Annotated in this window: 20 protein-coding genes; 17 read left to right on the forward strand and 3 right to left on the reverse strand. The window is 65.5% G+C overall.

Annotated features, from left to right (window positions below; genetic code table 11):
- A complete protein-coding gene (locus tag GEU84_RS00115; RefSeq protein ID WP_152823484.1) occupies positions 1-975 on the reverse strand; it encodes a glutathione S-transferase family protein in 975 nt (324 codons plus the stop codon).
- Between the two features lie 78 nt (positions 976-1,053).
- Positions 1,054-1,980, reverse strand: coding sequence for a LysR family transcriptional regulator (locus GEU84_RS00120; RefSeq protein ID WP_241427535.1), 927 nt, complete (start codon positions 1,978-1,980; stop codon positions 1,054-1,056).
- 134 nt (positions 1,981-2,114) lie between these two features.
- Between GEU84_RS00120 and GEU84_RS00125 the strand changes: the two genes are divergently transcribed.
- The 11 genes from GEU84_RS00125 to GEU84_RS00175 all read left to right on the forward strand — a co-directional run bounded on the left by GEU84_RS00125 (position 2,115) and on the right by GEU84_RS00175 (position 13,388).
- On the forward strand, positions 2,115-2,975 hold the full coding sequence (locus GEU84_RS00125) for a dioxygenase family protein (protein WP_217438490.1): 861 nt from the start codon (positions 2,115-2,117) through the stop codon (positions 2,973-2,975).
- A gap of 2 nt (positions 2,976-2,977) precedes the next feature.
- Complete coding sequence (locus GEU84_RS00130; protein ID WP_152823487.1) at positions 2,978-3,934, forward strand: VOC family protein; 957 nt, start codon at positions 2,978-2,980, stop codon at positions 3,932-3,934.
- The gene (locus tag GEU84_RS00135) at positions 3,935-4,552 is read left to right on the forward strand and encodes an alpha/beta hydrolase (protein ID WP_152823488.1); all 618 of its coding nucleotides are present in this window, start codon (positions 3,935-3,937) and stop codon (positions 4,550-4,552) included.
- The gene (locus tag GEU84_RS00140; RefSeq protein WP_152823489.1) at positions 4,552-5,610 is read left to right on the forward strand and encodes a maleylacetate reductase; all 1,059 of its coding nucleotides are present in this window, start codon (positions 4,552-4,554) and stop codon (positions 5,608-5,610) included. Before GEU84_RS00135 ends, GEU84_RS00140 begins: the two co-directional genes overlap by 1 nt.
- Positions 5,611-5,691: 81 nt before the next feature.
- Positions 5,692-6,966, forward strand: a complete 1,275-nt coding sequence (locus GEU84_RS00145; RefSeq protein ID WP_152823490.1) for an ABC transporter substrate-binding protein — start codon at positions 5,692-5,694, stop codon at positions 6,964-6,966.
- Between the two features lie 53 nt (positions 6,967-7,019).
- Positions 7,020-7,739 carry an ATP-binding cassette domain-containing protein gene (locus GEU84_RS00150; RefSeq protein ID WP_174539233.1) on the forward strand — a complete coding sequence of 240 codons (720 nt, stop codon included), beginning with the start codon at positions 7,020-7,022 and terminating at the stop codon, positions 7,737-7,739.
- The gene (locus GEU84_RS00155; protein WP_217438491.1) at positions 7,736-8,446 is read left to right on the forward strand and encodes an ABC transporter ATP-binding protein; all 711 of its coding nucleotides are present in this window, start codon (positions 7,736-7,738) and stop codon (positions 8,444-8,446) included. Before GEU84_RS00150 ends, GEU84_RS00155 begins: the two co-directional genes overlap by 4 nt.
- A gap of 379 nt (positions 8,447-8,825) precedes the next feature.
- Positions 8,826-9,689, forward strand: a complete 864-nt coding sequence (locus tag GEU84_RS00160; protein WP_174539234.1) for an ABC transporter permease subunit — start codon at positions 8,826-8,828, stop codon at positions 9,687-9,689.
- Entirely contained in the window at positions 9,689-10,744 is a 1,056-nt protein-coding gene (locus tag GEU84_RS00165; RefSeq protein ID WP_152823492.1) for a branched-chain amino acid ABC transporter permease, read from the forward strand. The genes GEU84_RS00160 and GEU84_RS00165 overlap by 1 nt, the downstream gene beginning before the upstream one ends.
- Positions 10,744-12,498, forward strand: coding sequence for an FAD-dependent oxidoreductase (locus tag GEU84_RS00170; RefSeq protein ID WP_152823493.1), 1,755 nt, complete (start codon positions 10,744-10,746; stop codon positions 12,496-12,498). The genes GEU84_RS00165 and GEU84_RS00170 overlap by 1 nt, the downstream gene beginning before the upstream one ends.
- Before the next feature lie 2 nt (positions 12,499-12,500).
- A complete protein-coding gene (locus tag GEU84_RS00175) occupies positions 12,501-13,388 on the forward strand; it encodes an intradiol ring-cleavage dioxygenase (protein ID WP_152823494.1) in 888 nt (295 codons plus the stop codon).
- 174 nt (positions 13,389-13,562) lie between these two features.
- On the opposite strand, the gene GEU84_RS00180 is transcribed toward GEU84_RS00175, so the two are convergent.
- Complete coding sequence (locus GEU84_RS00180) at positions 13,563-14,492, reverse strand: LysR family transcriptional regulator (RefSeq protein WP_152823495.1); 930 nt, start codon at positions 14,490-14,492, stop codon at positions 13,563-13,565.
- 190 nt (positions 14,493-14,682) lie between these two features.
- Here GEU84_RS00180 and chvE point away from each other — a divergent pair, with 190 nt between their 5' ends.
- The 6 genes from chvE (at position 14,683) to GEU84_RS00210 (ending at position 22,207) form a co-directional block, all read left to right on the forward strand.
- Positions 14,683-15,750 (forward strand): multiple monosaccharide ABC transporter substrate-binding protein, encoded by a 1,068-nt coding sequence (gene chvE / locus GEU84_RS00185; protein WP_152823496.1) that lies wholly within the window; start codon positions 14,683-14,685, stop codon positions 15,748-15,750.
- Positions 15,751-15,822: 72 nt separating this feature from the next.
- On the forward strand, positions 15,823-17,349 hold the full coding sequence (gene mmsA, locus GEU84_RS00190) for a multiple monosaccharide ABC transporter ATP-binding protein (RefSeq protein WP_152823497.1): 1,527 nt from the start codon (positions 15,823-15,825) through the stop codon (positions 17,347-17,349).
- On the forward strand, positions 17,349-18,554 hold the full coding sequence (gene mmsB / locus GEU84_RS00195; protein WP_152823498.1) for a multiple monosaccharide ABC transporter permease: 1,206 nt from the start codon (positions 17,349-17,351) through the stop codon (positions 18,552-18,554). The genes mmsA and mmsB overlap by 1 nt, the downstream gene beginning before the upstream one ends.
- A gap of 9 nt (positions 18,555-18,563) precedes the next feature.
- Positions 18,564-19,544 carry an AraD1 family protein gene (araD1, locus tag GEU84_RS00200; protein ID WP_152823499.1) on the forward strand — a complete coding sequence of 327 codons (981 nt, stop codon included), beginning with the start codon at positions 18,564-18,566 and terminating at the stop codon, positions 19,542-19,544.
- Positions 19,545-19,556: 12 nt separating this feature from the next.
- The gene (gene araD / locus GEU84_RS00205; RefSeq protein ID WP_152823500.1) at positions 19,557-21,299 is read left to right on the forward strand and encodes an L-arabinonate dehydratase; all 1,743 of its coding nucleotides are present in this window, start codon (positions 19,557-19,559) and stop codon (positions 21,297-21,299) included.
- A complete protein-coding gene (locus GEU84_RS00210; RefSeq protein ID WP_152823501.1) occupies positions 21,299-22,207 on the forward strand; it encodes a Gfo/Idh/MocA family protein in 909 nt (302 codons plus the stop codon). The genes araD and GEU84_RS00210 overlap by 1 nt, the downstream gene beginning before the upstream one ends.
- Positions 22,208-22,307 lie beyond the last annotated feature (100 nt).

Raw genomic sequence — 22,307 nt, forward strand, 5'->3', positions numbered from 1 at the left:
TCACCCCCGCCCATGCCCCTCATCCCAATCCAGCACGGGGTTGATCGGCAAGATCCTGTGCGGGTTTATCGTGGCGTGGCTGTAGTGGTAGTGGCGCACGATATGGTCGAAATGCACCGTCTCGCGCACGCCCGGCCATTGGTAAAGCGCCCGGGCATAGGCCCACAGATGCGGGTAATCCACGATCCGCCGCCGGTTGCATTTGAAATGCAGGTGATAGACCGGATCAAACCGCAACAGCGTGGTGAACAGCCGCCAGTCGGCCTCGGTGATCACATCGCCTAGCAGATAGCGGTGGTCGGCAAGATGCCCCTCCAGCCAGTCGAGGCTGTCGAACAGCGGGTGCACGGCGGCATCATAGGCGGCCTGAGTGGTGGCGAAACCGGCCTTGTAGACGCCGTTGTTCACCGAGTCATAGATGCGGGTGTTGAACGCCTCGATCCGCTCGCGCAGCGGTTCGGGCCAGTAATCGGCGCTGTTTCCAGTCAGCCCGTCAAAGGCGCTGTTGAACATGCGGATGATTTCCGACGATTCATTGCTGACAATGGTTTCGCGCAGTGTGTCCCACAGCACCGGCACCGTCACGCGGCCCGAAATGCCCGGATCGGCGCGGGTGTAGATGTTACGCAGGAAGGGCAGGCCGAACAATGCGTCGCCGGTGGCGCCCGGAAAATCGGTGGCAAAGGTCCAGCCGTCATCCAGCATGTCGGGATGCACCACTGACACGCCGATATGCTCCTGCAAGCCCTTGAGGCTGCGGAAGATCAGCGTGCGGTGCGCCCAGGGGCAGGCATGCGAGACATAAAGGTGATAGCGCCCGGATTCGGCCGGAAATGCGCCGCTACCTGACGGCCCGGCGCTGTCATCGGGTGTAATCCAGTTGCGGAATGTGGTGGTGGTGCGTTCAAACCGCCCGCCGGTCGCGCGGGTGTCATACCATTCGCTGCTCCACGCGCCGTCGATCAGTTGTCCCATGGTCTGCCCCTTTGTTTCATTTGCAAAGATGGGCCCGCCGCCCGCGACTGCAACACCGCAGCAGCGCACAGCGCCTGTTCACCGCCCCCAGACCACCGCATTCTCGTGCCGCTTGATCAGGTGTTTCAGTTCCACAAAGGCCTTTGTCACAAAGGCCGCGAACCGGTCAGCCGCCTGCGACCGTTGCACCCCGGCCCGGCGCAAGATGCCAAGCGACCGGTTGGGCTGCGGTATCTCCAGCGGCAGCACGGTGATCCGCGCCTCTTTCCGCGTGGCAAAGACCACCGAATGCGGCAGAACGGCCAGAGCATTGGTTTCGGCCATGTAGTTGATCACGCTCATCAACGACCCGCCGGAATAGCGGATCGTCAGATCTGACATGCCGATGGTCAGAAGGATCGAATGCAGGTCCGACAGCAGGGGCGAGCCGGGCAGGGGGGCCACCCAGGGAAAATCCGTCAGATCCGAGGTTTGCAGCCGGGGTTTGCGCAGCAAGGGATGCGCCATGCGGCAGGCCACGATGTTGCGGCCCGGCAGAATCTCGGTGAATTCGAACCCCGGGGCCACATCCAGCAGGCCCATCGGCACGATGCCAAGGTCGATCTTTTCGCTTTCCAGCGCCTGTGAAAGCTCTGGCAGGTTGCCGTAGGACTGGTGCACCGCCACATCCGGCTCGATGTTCTGGAATTCTGCCACCATGCGCGAGATCATCGCATCCATGAAGAACGGCACGCCGCCCACCTGCACCTGCCCCTTGGTGCCGCGCAGGAAACCCTGCACCGCATCGGAGGCCTGCCGCGAGGCGGCGATGATGATGCGGCCCTGACCGGCCAGTTGCAGCCCCAGCGCGGTGGGTTGCAGCGGGCGTTTGCCTTTCTGGAACAGTGGCTCGCCCACCCGCGCCTCGAGCATGGCCAGCGACCGCGACACGGCGGGCTGCGACAGGCCCAGCAGCGCCGCCCCTTCCGAGACGCCGCCCGCGTCGATCACGGCGGCAAGTTGCATGAGATGGCGTTCGTTCAGGCGCATAACAGAATGGTATACTGTGTGGCGCAATAAGCATCAACTTTCTGTGCTCCGACGCTAACATTCCGACAGGGATCGGGGAGGATGCCTTGGAGGGAAATCAACCATCACTGGTGCCGTCTGCGCCCCTGCACGATCTGGCCCAGCGGCTGATCGCCACGGGCGAGGGCCGGCTGGTCAGCGGCCTGCTGGCGGCGGTGCAGCATGTGCATGCGCTGGTAGCCGAAACCCGCCCCTCGGCAGACGAGATGCGCGCCGTGATCGACTTTCTGACCGAGGTGGGCCACAGCGCCGACGCGCGGCGGCAGGAATGGGTATTGCTGGCCGATGTGCTGGGCGTGTCCACGCTGGTGGAGGATATGAACGCGCAGCGCCCGCTTGGTGCCACGCCGAATACCGTGGCCGGGCCGTTCTACCGCGCCGATGTGCCTGAAACCGCCAATGGTGGCAGCATCTGCCGCGATGGCAGCGGTGCGCCGCTGCGGGTGACGGGGCGGATCACCGATCTGGCCGGGGCCGGTCTGGGCCCGTCGCTGGTCGAGGTGTGGCAGGCCAATGGTGCGGGCGTCTACGAGAATCAGGAACCCGACCTGCAACCCGAATTCAACCTGCGCGGCCGGCTGGTGACAGATTCGCTGGGCCGGTTCAGCTTTCATTCCGTGCGGCCCAAGGGCTACCGGCTTCCCGATGATGGCCCGGTGGGGCGGGTGCTGACCGGGCTTGGCCTGGCGCTGGAACGGCCCGCGCATCTGCATTTCCGCGTGACCGCGCCCGGATGCCAGGTGCTGACCACGCATGTGTTTGACCGCAGCGACCCGGCGCTGGCGCGCGATGCGATGTTCGCGGTGAAACCGGAACTGCTGGCCGACATCACGCCTGACCCTGACCTGGCGGGGGCGTGGCGGCTGAACGTGACATTCGTGCTGGCCCCGCTGGCTGGCCACACACCACAACCGACCCGAGGGAGGATCTGACGATGGCCTTTGTAAGCGGCTACCACCACCTGACACTCAGCACCGACGGGGTGCAGGAAGACTATGATTTCTATACCAAGACGCTGGGCCTGCATTCGGTCAAGCGCACGGTGCTGTTCGATGGCACCATTCCGGTCTATCACCTGTATTACGGGGCGCGCGGCGGTGATGCCTCGACCATCATCACCACATTCCCGTTCCGCAAGCCCGGCATCTTTGGCCGCCGCGGCACCAACCAGTCGAAAACCATCATGCAGGCCATTCCGGTGGGGGCCGCCGAATTCTGGGTGAACCGGCTGAACGAGTGTGGCATCCCGGCGGAAAAGGGCAGCCGGTTCGGCCTGACCCGGGTGATGTTCAAACATCCCTGCGGCATTCCGCACGAACTGGTGGAAAACCCCGCCGACGCCCGCGCTCCCATCACCAATGACGCGCAGGGCATCGGTCCGGCGCATGGCATTCTGGGCATCTATGGCGGTGGCGTCGCGGTCTGGGACCGCACGGCGATGGATGATTTCCTGACCATCGGCATGGGCATGACCAAAGAGGCCGACAGCGACGAGGGCCTGATGTTTTCCGTGCCCAACCCCGGCGGGCCATCATCGGTGGTGGAGGTTCTGCACGAAACCACCGGGCCGCAGGGCACATGGACGCTGGCGGGCGGCACGATTCACCATCTGGCGCTGAACACAGGGAATGAGGAAAACCAGTTGAAGCTGAAGGCGCATCTCGAAGGGATGGGCTTTACCGACGTGTCCGACCAGAAGGACCGCAACTATTTCAAATCCTGCTATGTGCGCAGCCCGGGTGGCGCGCTGTTTGAAATCGCCTGGTCGGTTGAGGGCGGCTGGGCGCTGGACGAACCCGCCGATGCCATCGGCTCGACCCTGGTGTTCCCGCCGTGGTTCGAGCATCGTCGGGCGGAGCTGACCGAAGGCCTGGAACCGGCGGCGTTCTGAATGCAGGCCGATGACGCCCCCCTGACCCTTGGCGCGCCCCAGACCGGGGCGCGTGCGCTGTGTGTGTTCCTGCATGGCCGGGGCCAGACCCCGGAAGAGATGCAGGAACAGGTGATCCGCCATCTGACGGTGCCCGGGGTGGCCTATGTGTTGCCGCGTGCGCCGGGCAAGGTCTGGTATGATGCCAAGGCGGTGGATCCGCTGACAGAAACCACGCAGGCGCAACTGGTGGCGGGGCTTGACCGGATCGCCGCAACCATCGGCACGCCGCAGGTGCCGCTGCTGCTGGCGGGATTCAGCCAGGGGGCCTGCATGGCGCTGGAATATGCGCTGCTGCGCGGGGCATGGCATGGCGGGCTGGTGGCCTTTACCGGCTGCCGGGTGGGCGATGCCGCGCGGCCCGTCGCCGATCTGGGCAGCATGCCGGTGTATCTGACCGGCAGCGACGCCGACCCGTGGATACCGCTGCCGGCCTTTGCCGCTGCGGTCGAGGCCTGCGGCCGCGCCCGCGCGCAACTGCGCGCCGAATGCTTTCCGGGCCGGTCGCATGAGGTGTCGCGCGCCGAGATCAATGTTCTGGATCAGATGCTTGCCACGCTGGCCAGGCAGGAGGCGTGATGGACCCCTTTGTTTTCCCCGGCCTGACGACGCGGGTGATCTTCGGCTCTGGCACGCTGGCGCAGGTGGGGGCCGAGGTGGAACGGCTGGGCCATTCCCGCGTGCTGGTGCTGTCAACCGAAGGCCAGCAGGCGGATGCCGAGGCGCTGTCGGCCCGGCTTGGCGCGCTGTCGGCGGGGGTGTTTGCGCAAGCCGCCATGCACACGCCGGTCGAGGTGACGCAAACCGCGCTGGCGGCCTTCAAGGCTTCCAGTGCTACGGCGGTCGTATCGCTGGGCGGCGGATCGACCACGGGGCTGGGCAAGGCCATCGCCATTCGCACCGGGGCTGATCAGGTGGTGATCCCCACCACCTATGCCGGGTCGGAAATGACCGATATTCTGGGCGAAACGGCGGGCGGCCAGAAAACCACGCGCCGCGACCCGGGCATCCGCCCCGAGGTGGTGATCTATGACGTTGACCTGACGCTGACCCTGCCTCCCGCGCTGACCGTGACTTCGGCACTGAACGCCATCGCCCATGCGGTCGAGGCCTTCTATGCCACTGACCGCAACCCGGTAATCACCGCCATGTGCCGCGAGGCTTTGCCCGCCTTCCGCGACGGTTTGCCCATGATCGCCCGCGACCCGCGCGACACAGAGGCACGCTCGCAGGTGCTGTATGGCGCATGGCTGTGTTCCACCGCGCTGGGTTATGTGTCGATGGCGCTGCATCACAAGCTTGCGCATGTGCTGGGCGGCAGTTTCAACACGCCGCATGCCGATACCCATGCCATCCTCTTGCCGCATACCGCAGGTTTCAACGGTGCCGCCGTGCCCGGTCTGCTGGCCCCGGTGACAGAGGCTTTTGGCACCAGCCCCGGCGCGGGCCTGTGGGATTTTGCCAGTGCGGTGGGTGCCCCCCTGCGGCTGGCCGACCTTGGCCTGACCGAGGCCGATCTTGACCGCGCGGCGGATATTGCCGTGCAGAACCCCTATGCCAACCCGCGCCCGTTTGACCGCAGCGCCATCCGCGCGCTGTTGCAGGATGCCTGGGAAGGCCGCCGCCCCGCCACCTGACGCCAATCAAGGGCCACCAGGGCCATAAGCCATCAAGGTCACAAACCACCAAGGCCAGAAGCCATCAAGGGAGGAACCACCATGCTGACACGCCGCCGTTTCCTGCATACCAGCGCCGCCACCGGCCTTACCCTGGCCAGCAGCCACCTTGCCGCCCCCGCACTGGCCCAGGGCGCGAAGATCCGCCTTGGCTATGTCAGCCCGCAATCCGGGCCGCTGGCCGGTTTCGCCGAAAGCGACGCCTACAACATCAAGGCCTTCCTTGCGTCCGAGGCCGGGGCGAATTTCGAGGTCATCGTCAAGGACAGCCAGTCGAACCCCAACCGCGCCGCCGAAGTGGCCAAGGAACTGATCATCGACGACGAGATCAACCTGATGCTCGTCGCCTCCACCCCCGAAAACACCAACCCCGTCGCCACGACATGCGAGGCCGAGGGCATGCCGGTCATCTCTACCGCCGCCCCCTGGCAGCCGTGGTTCATTGGCCAGCAGGGCAACCCGGGCGATCCGGCGTCCTGGAAACCCTTCGATTTCGCCTTCCACTATTTCTGGGGGCTGGAAGATGTGATCGCCGTGTTCCTGAATATGTGGAACCAGCTTGATACCAACAAATCCATCGGCGGCCTGTTCCCCAATGATGCCGACGGCAACGCCTGGGGCGACCCGAACGTGGGCGTGGGCCCCGGTTTCGCCGCCGCAGGCTACACGCTGAACGACCCGGGCCGCTATCAGAACCTGACCGACGATTTCACCGCGCAGATCAACGCCTTCAAGGCGGCAAATGCCCAGATCGTGACCGGCGTGGTGATCCCGCCCGATTTCACGACCTTCTGGAATCAGGCCAAGCAGCAGGGCTTTGCGCCCAAGGCGGCGACGGTGGCCAAGGCCATCCTGTTCCCGCAATCGGTCGAGGCTTTGGGCGAGGCCGGTCACAACCTGTCGTCCGAGGTCTGGTGGTCGAACACGCATCCCTTCGCCTCGTCCCTCACCGGCCAGTCGGCGGCAGACCTTGCGGCAGGCTTCACGGCGGAAACCGGGCGGCCGTGGACGCAGCCCATCGGCTTCATCCATTCGCTGTTCCAAATGGCCACCAATGTCATGGGCCGGGTGGATGACGCCGCTGACCCCGAAGCGGTGGCGGCGGCGATTGCCGCGACCGACATGGATACGATCGTGGGCAAGGTGGCCTTCAACGGCGCGGGCCTGCCACCCTTCGCCGCCGCCAACGTCTGCAAGACCCCGCTGGTCGGCGGCCAGTGGCGGCGCAAGGCCGATGGCACCTTCGATCTGGTGGTGGTCGACAACCAGACCGCGCCGATGATCCCGACCGGCGGCGTGATGGAAGCGCTGGCCTGACAGGACGCCACGGCTGCGCCCCGCCCGGGGCGCGGCCAACCCCGGAGATTCCAGTGACCATCCTCAGCCTGCACAATGTCTCGAAACGCTTCGGTGCCCTGACGGTCACCGATGACGTGACCTTTGACGTGCCGCGCGGGCAGGCTCTGGGCATCATCGGGCCGAATGGCGCGGGCAAATCGACCTTGTTCAACCTGATCACCGGCAATATCCGCGCCGATGCCGGGCGCATCGACTTCCTTGGCCGCGACGTCACGCGCGACCCCGCGATGAAACGGGTGCAGGCCGGGGTGGGGCGCAGTTTCCAGATCCCGCAACCGTTTGAAAAGCTGACCGTGTTCGAAAACCTGGCCACCGCCGCCAGCTTTGGCCGCCGCCTGCCCGAACGCGCCGTGACCGCGGCCTGTCTCGACATCCTCGAACAGACCGAGCTGATGCGCCGCGCCAACACGCCGGCCGGGCAATTGTCGCTGCTGGAACGCAAGCGGCTGGAACTGGCCCGCGCCATGGCCACCGGGCCGCAACTGCTGCTGCTGGATGAAATCGCGGGCGGGCTGACCGAGGGCGAATGTCAGGCGCTTGTGGCCACGATCAGGGCCATCCATGCGCAGGGCACCACGATCATCTGGATCGAACATGTGCTGCACGCGCTGAACGCGGTGGTGGAACGGCTGCTGGTGCTGGATTTCGGCCGCGTGATCGGCATCGGCGAACCCGCCGCCATCATGGCCTCGAAAGAGGTGCGCGAGATCTATCTGGGGATCGAGATTTGACACCGCTGCTGGAAACCCGGGGCCTGACGGCCAATTACGGCGACTTCCGCGCACTGTTCGGCGTGGATATCACCGTTCAGCCCGGTGAAACCGTGGCGATCATCGGGGCCAATGGCGCGGGCAAGACCACGCTCCTTCGCGCCATCGCGGGCGTGCTGCGCTCGGCCCCCGCGCAGGTGCTGCACCACGGAGCCCCCATCGGCGCGCTGCCCGCCGATCAGGTGATGCAGCGCGGCATCAGCATGGTGCCCGAGGGGCGCCGGCTCTTCCCCTCGCTGTCGGTCGAGGAGAACCTGCTGATCGGCGGCCAGACCCGCCGCGCCAAAGGGCCGTGGTCGCTGGCAACTGTCTATGACTTGTTCCCCATCCTGCGCGAGCGCCGCCATTCCCCCGGCACGGCGCTTTCGGGGGGCCAGCAGCAGATGGTCGCCATCGGCCGCGCGCTGATGGCCAACCCTGAACTGATGCTGTGTGACGAGATCAGCCTTGGCCTCGCCCCCGTGGTTATCCGCGACATCTATGCCGCCCTGCCGCAGATCAAGGCGGGGGGTGCGTCGCTGGTGATCGTGGAGCAGGACATCGCCCAGGCCCTGCGCGTGGCCGACCGTGTCTATTGCCTGATGGAAGGCCGCGTCACCCTGACCGGCCGCCCCGCCGACATCACCCGCGACGCGATCCACGCCGCCTATTTCGGAGCGCCCGCATGACCATCCTCCACCTTGCGCATTTTCTGCCCCTAAATATCCCCGCCGGAGGCCTCCACCAAGGCGACCGCCGCCTCGGTCGGCGTCTCACCGGGTGGCAACGCCGCCTGAGGGGGCTCGATGCCCCCGAAGGCGGCTCCCCCCCGCTGGCCGTGGAAACCGGGGCGGGGGAGCCGCGCGCGGGGGCATCGAGCCCCCTTGCGCGGCGTTGCCACGGGACAAGCCCCGAGGAGGGCCGGTCGTTGCCGCTGTGGAGGCCTCCGGCGGGGATATTTAGGGGCAGAAAATGGGAAACCTGCGCCCTTGCGTACTGCGACCCGTGGGTGGCCGGCGGTGGAGGTCTGCGAAGTGGGTGTCTTTACAAGGACGAAAGGCGGACGGCGTGATCGGAGTTGATACCATCGTGCAGGGTGTGCTGCTGGGCGGGCTTTATGCGCTGTTCGCGGCGGGGTTGAGCCTGGTGTTCGGCATCATGCGGCTGGTGAACCTGGCGCATGGTGACCTGATCGTGATGGGGGCCTATCTGATCCTGATCCTGGTCACGCTGTCGGGGCTGAACCCGTTTCTGGCGGCGCTGGTGGCGGCGCCCCTGATGTTCGGGCTGGGATGGGGCTTGCAGCGGCTGGTCCTGAACCGCACGCTGGGCAAGGACATCCTGCCGCCGCTGCTGGTGACGTTCGGCCTGTCCATCGCCTTGCAAAACGCCTTGCTGGAGGGGTTTTCGGCCGACAGCCGCAAGATTTCGGCGGGCGGGCTGGAGACGGCCTCGGCCGATCTGGGGATCGTCACGGTGGGGGTGATGCCCTTGCTGACCTTCGCCTCGGCCATCGCGGTGATCGTGGGGCTGAACGCGCTGTTCTACCGCACCGCTTTGGGCCGGGCGTTCCGGGCGGTGTCGGATGATCCGGTGACGGCCAGCCTGATGGGTATCAGGCCCGCGCATGTCTTTGCCATGGCGACCGGGGTGGCCATGCTGGTGGTCACGGTGGCGGCGCTGTATTTCGGCATGCGGGCGAATTTCGATCCGGCGATCGGCCCCGCCCGGCTGATCTATGCCTTTGAGGCGGTGATCATCGGGGGGCTGGGCAGTCTGTGGGGCACGCTGGCGGGAGGGATCATCATCGGCGTGGCGCAGACAGTGGGGGCGGCGGTGAACCCCGAATGGCAGATACTGGCCGGGCATGTGGCCTTTCTGCTGGTGTTGCTGGTCAGGCCGCGCGGCCTGTTTCCCCGGGCGGTGGACTGATGCGCTACAGGGTTCAGACCCGCACCCGGGCGGGACATATCGCGGGATTTGTGGCGCTGGGGCTGATCGCGCTGGCCATCGTGCTGCCGGTCTTTGCCGGGCGCGGGCTGATACAGGACATGTTCTTCATCCTGACCATGCTGGTGCTGGCGCAGTTCTGGAACCTTCTGGCGGGCTATGGCGGGCTGGTGTCGGTGGGCCAGCAGGCTTTTGTCGGCATGGGGGCCTACGCGATGTTCGGCGCGGTGATCCTGTGGGGGGTGGACCCGATACCGGCGATTCTGGCGGGCGGGGTGGCGGCGCTGTTGCTGGCCGTGCCCACGGCCTATTTCGCGTTCCGCCTGCAGGGGGCCTATTTCGCCATCGGCACATGGGTGATCGCCGAGGTGACGCGGCTGATGGTGGCGCAGTGGAAGGCGCTGGGCGGGGGCACCGGCACATCGCTGCCGCGCGAGGCGACGGGCGACATGTGGGGTGTATCAGCAGTGCAGGCGCTGTTCGGCCTGCGCGAGGCGGCGGCGCGCGATGTGCTGGCCTATTGGCTGGCGCTGGCGCTGGCGGTGGCCACCATAGGCGGCATCTACTGGCTTTTGCGCAACCGGCTGGGGCTGGCGCTGTCGGCGGTGCGCGACAACACCGAGGCGGCGAAATCGGTGGGCGTCGATGCGGGCCGGATGAAATGGTTTGTCTTCCTGATCGCGGCCTTCGGCACCGGCCTGTGCGGCGCGCTGATCTTCGTGCAGACCGCCCGCATTTCCCCCGACGCCGCCTTCAACGTCAGCCAGTGGACGGCCTATGTCATCTTCATCGTGGTGATCGGCGGCATCGGCACCATCGAGGGGCCCATTCTGGGCGTGCTGATCTTTTTTGCGCTGCAATCGGCCTTTGCCGATTACGGCAGCTGGTATCTGTTCGCGCTGGGGATCATCGGCATCGTGGTGATGCTGGTGGCACCGCGCGGGCTTTGGGGCCTGTTTTCCGACAGGACCGGCATTCACCTGTTCCCGGTGCAGCGCAGGCTGGTCGGGCGGGATATTTCTGAGGGAGAGACGTGATGGCCGACATAACCACAGATGTTCTGATCATCGGCACCGGCCCCGCAGGGTCGGCCACGGCGGCGCTGCTGGCGAGTTACGGCGTGGCGCATATGGTGATCAACCGCTACCGCTGGCTGGCCACCACGCCGCGCGCGCATATCACCAACCAGCGCACGATGGAGGTGCTGCGCGATCTGGGGTCGGAGGTCGAGGGCGAGGCCTATATGCACGCCAGCCCGCAGGAGCTGATGGGCGAGAATGTGTTCTGCGAGAGTCTGGCGGGTGAGGAGATCGGCCGGATGAAAAGCTGGGGCAACCACCCCCTGTCGATGGCCGAACACCTGCTGTCCTCGCCCTGCAAGATGAACGACCTGCCGCAGACCTTCATGGAACCCCTGCTGTTCAAGACCGCCTGTTCGCGCGGCACCCAGGCCCGGATGAGCACCGAATACATCAGCCACGAACAGGATGCCGAAGGGGTGACAACCACCTGCCGCGACCGGCTGACCGGGGGCACGTTCACGGTGCGGTCAAAGTATCTGGTGGGGGCCGATGGCGGCAACAGCCTGGTGGCCGAGCATCTTGGCCTGCCGTTCGAGGGGCGCATGGGTGTGGGCGGGTCGATGAACATCCTGTTCCGCGCGGATCTGTCACGCTATGTCGCCCACCGCCCCTCGGTGCTTTACTGGGTGATGCAGCCGGGGGCCGACGTGGGTGGCATCGGCATGGGTCTGGTGCGCATGGTGCGGCCCTGGAACGAATGGCTGATCGTCTGGGGCTATGACATCAACGGCCCCGCCCCGGTGGTGGATGAAGCCATGGCCACGCAGGTGGCGCGGCAACTGGTGGGCGACCCGGCGCTGGAGATCGAACTGCTGGGGGCATCCGTCTGGACGGTGAACAACATGTTCGCCACCCATATGCAGAAAGGCCGGGTGTTCATCATGGGCGACGCCGCGCACCGGCACCCGCCGTCGAACGGGCTGGGGTCGAACACCTCGATTCAGGATGGCTTCAACCTGGCATGGAAACTGGCGGCGGTGCTGAAAGGGCAGGCGGGGGAACGGCTGCTTGACAGCTATTCCGCCGAACGCGCGCCCATCGCGCGGCAGATCGTGACCCGCGCCAACCAGTCGATCGGTGAATTCGGCCCGATTTTCAAGGCGTTGGGCATGGATGGCGGCACCGATCACGAAAAGATCCAGCGCAACATGGATGCGCGGGTAACGGCCGCCCCCGAGGCCGAGGCGCAGCGCGAGGCGCTCAGGCAGGCCTTCGCCTTCAAGAAATACGAATTCGACTGCCACGGGGTAGAGATGAACCAGCGCTACCGGTCGGATGCCATCCTGACCGACGGCCAGCCGGAACCCGCTTTCGAAAAGGATGCCGAACTGCATTATGCCCCCACCACCTGGCCCGGCGCGCGCCTGCCACATGTCTGGGTGTTCGCCAAATCCGGCGAAAAGCTCTCCACCCTCGACCTTTGCGGCAAGGGGCAGTTCACCCTCTTGACCGGCATCGGGGGTGAGGCTTGGGTCGCGGCTGCCGAAACGCTGGCCGCCGAACTGGGCTTGCCGATCCGCTGCCACCTGATCGGCCCGCGCCGCGCCGTCGAGGATCACACCGGCGACTGGGCCCGCGCATCGGAGATCCGCGATGCGGGCTGCCTTCTGGTGCGGCCCGACCATCACATTGCCTGGCGGTCGGAAACGCCGGCCGCCGATCCCGTGGCCGAACTGCGCCGCGTCCTGACAACCCTGCTGGCGAGGTAGCCATGACCACATCCCATGAATCCGGCTTTTTCACCGAAGAAACCTCGGCCGAGGTGGTGATCGCCCGCAATGCCAATGCGGGCAACGAACGGCTGAAACAGGTGATGGCCGTCATCACCCGCAAACTGCACGAGGCGGTGAAGGAAATTGAACCGACGCAGGACGAATGGATGCAGGCCATCCTGTTCCTGACCGAAACCGGCCATACCTGCACAGACTGGCGGCAGGAATTCATCCTGCTTTCCGATGTGCTGGGCGTGTCGATGCTGGTGGATGCGGTGAACAACCGCAAACCCTCGGGGGCATCGGAATCCACCGTGCTGGGGCCGTTCCATGTGGCCGATGCCCCGGAACTGCCGATGGGCGCAGATATCTGCCTTGACCAGAAAGGCACGCCGATGCTGGTGCATGGCCGCATTCTGGACACGGCGGGCAACCCGGTGGCAGGCGCGAAAATCGACGTGTGGCAGGCCAATGACGAGGGCTTCTACGACGTGCAGCAAAAAGGCATCCAGCCCGATTTCAACCTGCGCGGCGTGTTTCGCACCGGCGCGGACGGGCGCTACTGGTTCAAGGGGGTGAAACCGAAATTCTACCCGATCCCCGATGACGGCCCGGTGGGCAAGCTCCTGGCCGCGCTGGGCCGCCACCCCTACCGCCCTGCGCATCTGCATTACATCATCGAGGCCGAAGGGCTGGCCACGCTGGTCACGCATATCTTCGACCCCGACGATCCCTATATCGCCTCGGATGCGGTGTTCGGGGTGAAGGACGGGCTGATGGCGACGTTCAAGCCGGTGGACGATCCCGCCCGCATGGCCGATGCAGGCTTCGCCGCGCCCTTTGTCGAAGTGGCTTTCGATTTCGTGCTGGCACCACAACCCGCCTGACACCGCGCTGCGCTTTCTCATTGGCAAAAATATCCCCGCCGGAGGCCTCTGCCGTTGCCCGTCACGCAGAGGCCCGCGGGATAACGCAACCTTTCCCGCGGCCAAATTTCTTCAAAGAAATTTGCAAAAAATCCTTCCGAGGATTTTTGCCCGGCACCTCAGGCCTGCGCCCCGTCACCCCTCGGGCGGTTGCAGGATCAGCGCCAGAATGCGTTCCGCCGCAGGGGTAAGGCTGGCCCCGGCGCGGCGGATCAGGCCGAAGGGCTCCACCTCGATCCCCAGATCCAACGGCAGCACGCCGTAGGGGCTGCCCGGATCGGCGGTGAAACGCTCGGCCACGGCGCGGGCCAGCGGCGCTATGGCGTTGGTCTGCTGCAACAGCGCCAGCGTCAGCAGGAAGGACGAGGTCGATACCCGGCCCGGCGGGTCGGGCAGCCCCAGCGCGCGCAGCCGCGCCAGCACGGTGCGGCGCAGGATCGCATCGGGGCCGGGCATCACCCAGTCAAAGGCCATCAGATCGGCGGGAACCAGCGGCATGGCCGTCATCAGCCGGTGGCCGCGCCGCACCATCAGGCTGACCGGCTCGCTGGCCAGCATGGCAATCTCGAACAGGCCCGCAGCGGCGCGGTCGGGCAGGCGGGCGATGGCAAAGTCGATCCGCCCGGCCAGCAGCTGATCGCCCAGAATGTCGGATGTGGCGACCACCACCTCCACCGTCACCTGCGGCAGCGACAGACGTGCGGCGCGCAGCGCGGGCAACACTCGGTCCATCGCGGGGCCGGTGACGGAACCCAGCCGCACATGCCCGCCGGCACCTTTGGCCAGTTCCGACAGTTCGCGCCCGGCATCGGCAATCTCCATCAGCACCCTTGCTGCGCGCCGCGCCAAGGCCTGCCCCTCGGGCGTCAGCGCCACGCCGCGCCCGGTGCGGGCGTGAATGGCATGGCCGCTGATCCGCTCCACCTCGGCCAGAAGCCGCGAGGCGGCGGGCTGCGTGATGCCCAGCCGGTCGGCGGCCAACCCGATCTGCCCGGTCTCCGCCAGCCCCGCCACGATGCGCAGATGCGCCAGTTTCAGCCCCCGGCGCAGAAAATCTTCGGTCATCACCCAAATCCATACCAGAAGTGATATATCAACCTGCCATAATATGATTTGACCGGCATGGAAAGACTTGCGATGGCTTGGCCCGCGCCCAAGGAGGGGTGCGCCAATTGATCCGGGTGCCGCGCGCAACCGGCACCGACACAAGAACCGCCACCTGGGCCGCGCCCGGTGCGGCAATGGGAGGACGACAATGAAACGCTTCACACGGACGCTGGCCGCACTGGCGGCAGCGGCCATCGTCACGTCTGCGCCGGTCGCAGCGCAGGACAAGGGCACCATCGGCATCGCCATGCCCACCCAATCCTCGGCCCGCTGGATCACCGACGGCAATTCGATGGTGGAACAGTTCACCGCCGCCGGTTACGGCACCGATCTGCAATATGCCGAAGACGACATTCCGAACCAGCTGGCCCAGATCGAGAACATGATCACCAAGGGCGTGAAGGTTCTGGTCATCGCGGCCATCGACGGCACCACGCTGTCGAACGCGCTGGACAACGCCGCAGCCTCGGGCATCAAGGTCATCGCCTATGACCGCCTGATCCGCGATTCCGGCAGCGTCGATTACTATGCCACCTTTGACAACTTCAAGGTTGGCGTGCAGCAGGCCACCAGCCTTGTGGCCGGGATGCAGGAACGCTTCCCCGACACCAAACCGCTGAACGTCGAACTGTTCGGCGGCAGCCCGGATGACAACAACGCCTTCTTCTTCTACAACGGCGCGATGTCGGTGCTGGACCCGCTGATCGCCTCGGGCGACATCGTGATCCCGTCGGGCCAGATGGGCATGGATGTGGTCGGCACGCTGCGCTGGGATGGTGCCGTGGCACAGGCCCGCATGGATAACCTGCTGTCGGCCAACTATGGCGACAAGGTGCTGCATGGCGCGCTTTCCCCTTATGACGGGCTGTCGATCGGCATCCTTTCGTCGTTGAAAGGCGTGGGCTATGGTTCGGGCGATCTGGCGATGCCGATCGTGACCGGGCAGGACGCCGAAGTGCAGTCGGTGAAATCCATGATCGCGGGCGAACAGTATTCGACCGTGTTCAAGGACACCCGCGAACTGGCCCGCGTGACCGTGGGCATGGTCGATGCGCTGCTGAACGGCGGCGAGCCGGAAATCAACGACACCACCACCTATGACAACGGTGTGAAGGTCGTGCCGTCCTACCTGCTGGAGCCGGTGCCGGTCGATGTGTCGAACTACGAGGAAATCCTTGTGGGTTCGGGCTATTACACCGCCGATCAGCTGAAGTAAGACAAATGGGGCGGCGGCGCGGGATCATTCCGCATCCGCCGCCCCATCCCCAAATTGCAGGGCGCAAGAAAAATGGCACTTCTGGAAATGCGGGGAATCTCGAAAACCTTCCCCGGCGTGCGCGCACTGGACAACGTGACGCTGGCGGTCGAGCAGGGCGAGATCCACGCGATCTGCGGCGAGAATGGCGCAGGCAAATCCACCCTGATGAAGGTTCTGTCGGGCGTCTATCCGCATGGCAGCTATGAGGGTGACATTGTTTACAATGGCGAAACAATGGCCTTCCGTGGCATCCGCGACAGCGAAGACCGCGGCATCATCATCATCCATCAGGAACTTGCGCTGGTGCCGTTGCTGTCCATCGCCGAAAACCTGTTTCTGGGCAATGAACGCGCCAAGGGTGGCGTGATCAACTGGCCCGAAACCATGCAGCAGACCGAAGCCCTGCTGCGCAAGGTTGGGCTGACCGACGCACCCGCAACTCAGGTGGGCAAGCTGGGCGTCGGCAAGCAGCAACTGGTGGAAATCGCCAAGGCGCTGGCCAAGGATGTGCGCCTGCTGATCCTTGATGAACCCACCGCCGCCTTGCAGGAAAATGACAGCCAGAAGCTGCTGGATCTGTTGCTGGAGCTGAAGGCGCAGGGCGTCACATCCATCATGATCAGCCACAAGCTGAACGAGATTTCCCGCGTGGCCGACCGGATCACCGTGATCCGCGACGGGGCCACTGTTTCCACGCTGGACACAGCCGACATCACCGAGGAACGCATCATCCGCGACATGGTGGGCCGCGACATGGCGCACCGTTACCCCGACCGCACGCCGCAGATCGGCGAAGTGCTGATGGAGGTGAAGGGTTGGAACGTCTGGCACCCGGATCAGAAAGACCGCCAGATGATCCGCGACGCCGCGTTCCATGTGCGTAAGGGCGAGATCGTGGGCATCGCAGGCCTGATGGGCGCGGGCCGCACCGAACTGGCGATGAGCATCTTTGGCCGCAGCTATGGGCGCAACATCACCGGGCAGGTGATGATGGGCGGGCAGGTGGCCGATACATCGACCGTGGCCAAGGCGGTGGCGGCGGGGCTGGCCTATGTGACCGAAGACCGCAAGGTGCTGGGCCTTGTGCTGGAAGAACCGATCCTGCGCAACATCACGCTGGCAAACCTGCCGGGCGTGGCGCAGCGCGGCGTGCTGGACAAGCGGCGCGAATCTGCGGTGGCCGAGAAATACCGGCGTGCCATGGCGATCCGCACCCCCGGCGTGTTCCAGAAGGTCGTGAACCTGTCGGGCGGCAACCAGCAGAAGGTGGTGCTGTCGAAATGGCTGTTCACCGACCCGCAGGTGCTGATCCTGGACGAACCCACGCGCGGCATCGACGTGGGCGCGAAGTTTGAAATCTACGGCATCATGAACGATCTGGCCGCGCAGGGCCGGGGGGTGGTGATGATCAGTTCCGAAATGCCCGAGCTTCTGGGCATGTGTGACCGGATCTACGTGATGAACGAGGGGCGCATTCTGGGCGAACTGGCGCGGTCCGAGGCCAGCCAGGAACGCATCATGGCCCTGATCCTCAAGAACAACGGAAAGGCGGCGTGATGAGCGACCAGACCAAAACCATGGCAGGCGGCAAGGGCCTTGGCGCGCAACTGGGCGGCCATATGCGCGAAAGCGGGATGATGATGGCGCTTGTGGCCATCGTGCTGTTCTTCACCGTCATCCTGCGGGTGGTTCCGGCGAACCCGATCGATTTCCTGTCGGCGCAGAACATCACCAACATCTTCCTGCAAAACTCCTACGTCATCATCATGGCGCTGGGGATGCTGCTGGTCATCGTGGCAGGGCATATCGACCTGTCGGTGGGGTCTGTCGTGGGCTTCACCGGGGCGGTTGCGGCCTATCTGACGGTGACGCTGGGCTGGCCGGTCATCGCCGTGGTGCCTTCGTGCCTGCTGGTGGGCCTGCTGATCGGGGCCGCGCAGGGCTATTGGATCGCCTATTGGCGCATCCCCAGCTTCATCGTGACGCTGGCGGGGATGCTGGTGTTCCGCGGGCTTACGCTGTGGCTGCTGAACGGCCAGAACATCGGCCCGTTCCCCAGGGCGTTCCAGTCGCTGTCCACCGGCTTCATCCCCGACATGTTCGGGGTGGGGCGGCCCAACATGACGGCGCTGGCGCTGGTGACGCTGGCCGCGCTGGTGGTGGTTTACGTGGGCTGGCGCGCCCGGATCCGCGACGCCGAATTCGGCATCACGCCGGAACCGATGGGTGTCTTTATCATCCGCAACGCGGTGGTGGCGGCGGCGCTGATCTTCGTGGGCTGGAAGCTCGCGTCCTTCCGGGGCCTGCCGAACGTGGTCATCATCCTGTCGGTGCTGACCGTGCTTTACGCCTTTTTCACCGAGAATACGACCACCGGGCGGCGCATCTATGCCCTTGGCGGCAATGAGAAGGCTGCGAAACTTTCCGGCATCAAGACCGACCGGCTGGTGTTTCTTACCTTCTGCAACATGGGCGTGCTGGCGGCATTGGCGGGCATGATCGTGGCGGCGCGGCTGAACTCCTCCACCCCCAAGGCGGGCGCGGGGTTCGAGCTTGACGTGATCGCGGCGGTGTTCATCGGCGGCGCGTCGATGTCGGGCGGGGTTGGCAAGATACTGGGTGTCGTGGTCGGGGCGCTGATCATGGGTGTGATGAACAACGGCATGTCGATCATGGGCATCGGCATTGACTATCAGCAGGTGATCAAGGGGCTGGTGTTGCTGGCTGCCGTGATCTTCGATGTTTACAACAAGTCGAAATAGGGTGCAGGCATGCTTTTGTCTCAGATAACGGGGCCGGGCGGCCTTGCCGTAGTGGCGCGCGACGGGTCAGAGGCCGCCGTGGTGCGGGGGGCGGCCAGCACCTATGCGCTGGCGGTCGAGGCGGCGGAACAGGGCCGCTCACTGGCGCAGGTGATTGCCGCGCATGGGCTGGGCGAGGCGGTGGATCTGGTGGCGCTGGCCGCTGCGGGCCGCGTAACCTTTCCCGTCATGCACCCCGATCCGGCGCATCTGCATCTGACCGGCACGGGGCTGACGCATCTGGGCTCTGCCGCCACACGGGATGCGATGCACGCGAAACCCGAGGCCGAGATGACGGATTCGATGAAGATGTTCCGCATGGGGCTGGAAAACGGCCGCCCCGCGCCGGGGCATGAAGGCGTGCAGCCGGAATGGTTCTACAAGGGCAACGGTGCCGCCGCCGTGGCCCCCGGTGCCGCGCTGCAAAGCCCCGGCTTTGCGCTGGACGCGGGCGAAGAGCCCGAGATTGCGGGCATCTACCTGATCGCTGCCGATGGCACGCCCTGCCGCATCGGCTGGACGCTGGCGAATGAATTTTCCGACCATGTGACCGAACGCATCAACTACCTCTATCTGGCGCATTCGAAACTGCGGCAGGCATCCTTCGGCCCCGAGATTCTGGTGGGTGATCTGCCCGCCGATATCCGTGGCACCAGCCGCATCCGGCGCGATGGCGCGGTGATCTGGGAAAAACCGTTCCTGTCGGGCGAGGCGAACATGTCGCATAGTTTCGCCAATCTGGAACACCACCATTTCAAATACGCGCTGTTCCGCCAGCCCGGCGATCTGCATGTGCACATGTTTGGCACCGCCACGCTTTCCTTTGCCGATGGCATCAGCACCGCGCCGGGTGATGTGTTCGAGATCGAGGCAGAACCCTTTGGCCTGCCGCTGAAAAACCCCTTGGCCGTTGAACCCGCATCTGGCGTGGTTCAGGTGCGCCCGCTCTGAAAGGCCCCGAAGATGACCTTCACCCCCGCCCCCTGGCCCCGGAAACTGCGTTCGCAGGAATGGTTCGGCGGCACCACCAAGGATGCGATCTATCACCGTTCCTGGATGAAAAATCAGGGCCTGCCCGCTGACCTGTTCGATGGCCGCCCGGTGATCGGCATTTGCAACACCTGGTCGGAACTGACGCCTTGCAACGCCCATCTGCGCGATCTGGCGGAGAAGGTGAAATTCGGCGTGTATGAGGCGGGCGGCCTGCCGGTGGAATTCCCGGTGTTTTCACCCTCGGAATCCACTCTGCGCCCCACCGCCATGATGTTCCGCAACCTCTGCGCCATGGATGTGGAAGAGGCCATTCGCGGCAAATGCATTGACGGCGTGGTGCTGCTGGCGGGCTGCGACAAGACTACACCCGCGCTGCTGATGGGTGCGGCCTCGGTCGATCTGCCCGCGATCATGGTGTCGGGCGGGCCGATGCTGAACGGGCATTTCCGGGGCGAACGTGTGGGGTCGGGCACCCATCTGTGGAAATTCTCGGAAGCCGTGAAGGCGGGCGAGATGACGGCAGATGAATTTGTCGAGGCCGAGGCCTCGATGAGCCGCTCGCCCGGTTCCTGCAACACCATGGGCACGGCATCCACCATGGCCTCGATGGCCGAGGCGTTGGGCATGACGCTTTCGGGCAATGCGGCCATCCCGGCGGTGGATTCACGCCGCCGCATGATGGCGCATCTGACCGGGCGGCGCATCGTGCAGATGGTGAAGGATGACCTGAAACCCTCTGACATCATGACGAAAAACGCGTTTGAGAATGCCATCCGGGTGAACGGTGCCATCGGCGGTTCCACCAACGCGGTGATTCACCTGCTGGCCGTCGCGGGCCGCGTGGGCATCGACCTGACGCTTGATGACTGGGACCGTTGCGGGCGCGATGTGCCCACGGTGGTGAACCTGATGCCATCGGGCAAATACCTGATGGAGGAATTCTTCTTTGCCGGGGGCCTGCCTGTCGTGATCAAGCGGCTGGGGGAATCGGGCCTGTTGCACAAGGATGCGCTGACGGTGTCCGGTGGCCCGATCTGGGACGAGGTGAAGAACGTCCAGAACTGGAATGACGACGTGATCCTGCCGGTTGAAAAGGCGCTGGCGCAATCGGGCGGCATCGCCGTGCTGCGCGGCAATCTGGCCCCGGGCGGCGCGGTGCTGAAACCCTCGGCGGCCTCGCCCCACCTCATGCAGCACCGGGGCCGCGCCGTGGTGTTCGAGGATATCGACGATTACAAGGCTCGCATCGAGGATGAGGCGCTGGATATCGACGAGACCTGCGTGATGGTGCTGAAAAACTGCGGCCCGCGCGGCTATCCCGGCATGGCGGAGGTGGGCAACATGGGCCTGCCGCCCAAGGTGCTGCGCAAGGGCATCGTGGATATGGTGCGCATTTCCGACGCGCGCATGTCGGGCACCGCCTATGGCACCGTGGTTCTGCACACCTCGCCCGAGGCGGCGCGCGGCGGGCCGCTGGCCGTGGTGCGGTCGGGCGACATGATAGAGCTGGACGTGGCCGCGCGGCGCATCCATCTGGATATATCTGACGAGGAGCTTGCGGCCCGTCTGGCGGCCTGGGTGCCTGCGGTCAAGCCCCCGGTTGGTGGCTATGCCCAGCTTTACCACGAACGGGTGATGGGGCCGGATACCGGGGCCGATTTCGACTTTCTGGTGGGTTGCCGTGGCAATGCCGTGGCGCGGGAGTCGCATTGATGCAGCCGATAGCCTTGGTGGGTATCGGCAAGATCGCCGTTGATCAGCATGTGCCAGCACTGGCCGCCAGCCCCGACTGGCACCTGGCGGCCACGGTCAGCCGGTCGGGCACGGTGGAGGGTGTCGAACCCTTCACCGATTTTGCCGCGATGCTGGCCGCGCGCGAGGATATCCGCGTGATCTCGCTCTGCCTGCCGCCGCAGCCGCGCTTTGCCTATGCCGAGGCGGCGCTGAAGGCGGGCCGGCATTTGATGCTGGAAAAGCCGCCGGGCCAGACGCTGGCCGAGGTGCATGCGCTTCAGGCGCTGGCGGCAGCGCAAGGCGTGGTGCTGTTCGCCACCTGGCACAGCCGCATGGCGGCGGGTGTGGCGGCGGCAAAGGCCTGGCTGGCAGGGCGGGTGGTGCAAAGCGCCCATATCACCTGGCGCGAGGATGTGCGCAAATGGCACCCCGGGCAGGACTGGGTGTTTGAACCCGGCGGCATGGGTGTGTTCGACCCCGGCATCAACGCGCTGTCGGTGCTGACCGAGGTGCTGCCCGCGCCAGTGCATCTGACCGCCGCCGTTCTGCAATACCCCGCCAACCGCGCCACGCCGATCGCGGCGGCGCTGACATTTTCCGGCGGGGTGACGGCGGATTTCGACTGGCGGCAAGAGGGGCCCCAGACCTGGGACATCGCGGTTGAAACCGATGGCGGCAGCCTGTTGCTGCGTGACGGCGGGGCGCGGCTGCTGATCGACGGGGCGGAGCATCCGCAGGGGCCGAACCGCGAATATCCCGCACTTTATGACCGGATGGCGGAACTGGTGGCCGCTGGCCGGTCGGATGTCGATCTGGCGCCGATGGTGCATGTGGCCGATGCGCTTAGCCTGGGGCGGCGGGTCGTGGTGGAGCCGTTCCACTTCTGAACCGGGCGGCCCGGTCGACCCCGGCCCTGACGGGCCGGTGCGCGCGGGCCGCTGGCGCATCACGCCTGCCGGTCGCTTGGCCTGCCCGGCGGAGGCGCGC

The organism is Fertoeibacter niger, from assembly GCF_009380135.2.
GTDB classification, from domain to species: domain Bacteria; phylum Pseudomonadota; class Alphaproteobacteria; order Rhodobacterales; family Rhodobacteraceae; genus Fertoeibacter; species Fertoeibacter niger.

Bases quoted from the DNA above. Each gene is read 5' to 3' on its own strand.
- GEU84_RS00115 (WP_152823484.1), bottom strand. From the start codon at position 975: ATGGGACAACTGATCGACGGCGCGTGGAGCAGCGAATGGTATGACACC.
- GEU84_RS00120 (WP_241427535.1), bottom strand. From the start codon at position 1,980: ATGCAACTTGCCGCCGTGATCGACGCGGGCGGCGTCTCGGAAGGGGCG.
- GEU84_RS00130 (WP_152823487.1), top strand. From the start codon at position 2,978: ATGGCCTTTGTAAGCGGCTACCACCACCTGACACTCAGCACCGACGGG.
- GEU84_RS00135 (WP_152823488.1), top strand. From the start codon at position 3,935: ATGCAGGCCGATGACGCCCCCCTGACCCTTGGCGCGCCCCAGACCGGG.
- GEU84_RS00140 (WP_152823489.1), top strand. From the start codon at position 4,552: ATGGACCCCTTTGTTTTCCCCGGCCTGACGACGCGGGTGATCTTCGGC.
- GEU84_RS00145 (WP_152823490.1), top strand. From the start codon at position 5,692: ATGCTGACACGCCGCCGTTTCCTGCATACCAGCGCCGCCACCGGCCTT.
- GEU84_RS00165 (WP_152823492.1), top strand. From the start codon at position 9,689: ATGCGCTACAGGGTTCAGACCCGCACCCGGGCGGGACATATCGCGGGA.
- GEU84_RS00170 (WP_152823493.1), top strand. From the start codon at position 10,744: ATGGCCGACATAACCACAGATGTTCTGATCATCGGCACCGGCCCCGCA.
- GEU84_RS00175 (WP_152823494.1), top strand. From the start codon at position 12,501: ATGACCACATCCCATGAATCCGGCTTTTTCACCGAAGAAACCTCGGCC.
- GEU84_RS00180 (WP_152823495.1), bottom strand. From the start codon at position 14,492: ATGACCGAAGATTTTCTGCGCCGGGGGCTGAAACTGGCGCATCTGCGC.
- chvE (WP_152823496.1), top strand. From the start codon at position 14,683: ATGAAACGCTTCACACGGACGCTGGCCGCACTGGCGGCAGCGGCCATC.
- mmsA (WP_152823497.1), top strand. From the start codon at position 15,823: ATGGCACTTCTGGAAATGCGGGGAATCTCGAAAACCTTCCCCGGCGTG.
- mmsB (WP_152823498.1), top strand. From the start codon at position 17,349: ATGAGCGACCAGACCAAAACCATGGCAGGCGGCAAGGGCCTTGGCGCG.
- araD1 (WP_152823499.1), top strand. From the start codon at position 18,564: ATGCTTTTGTCTCAGATAACGGGGCCGGGCGGCCTTGCCGTAGTGGCG.
- araD (WP_152823500.1), top strand. From the start codon at position 19,557: ATGACCTTCACCCCCGCCCCCTGGCCCCGGAAACTGCGTTCGCAGGAA.
- GEU84_RS00210 (WP_152823501.1), top strand. From the start codon at position 21,299: ATGCAGCCGATAGCCTTGGTGGGTATCGGCAAGATCGCCGTTGATCAG.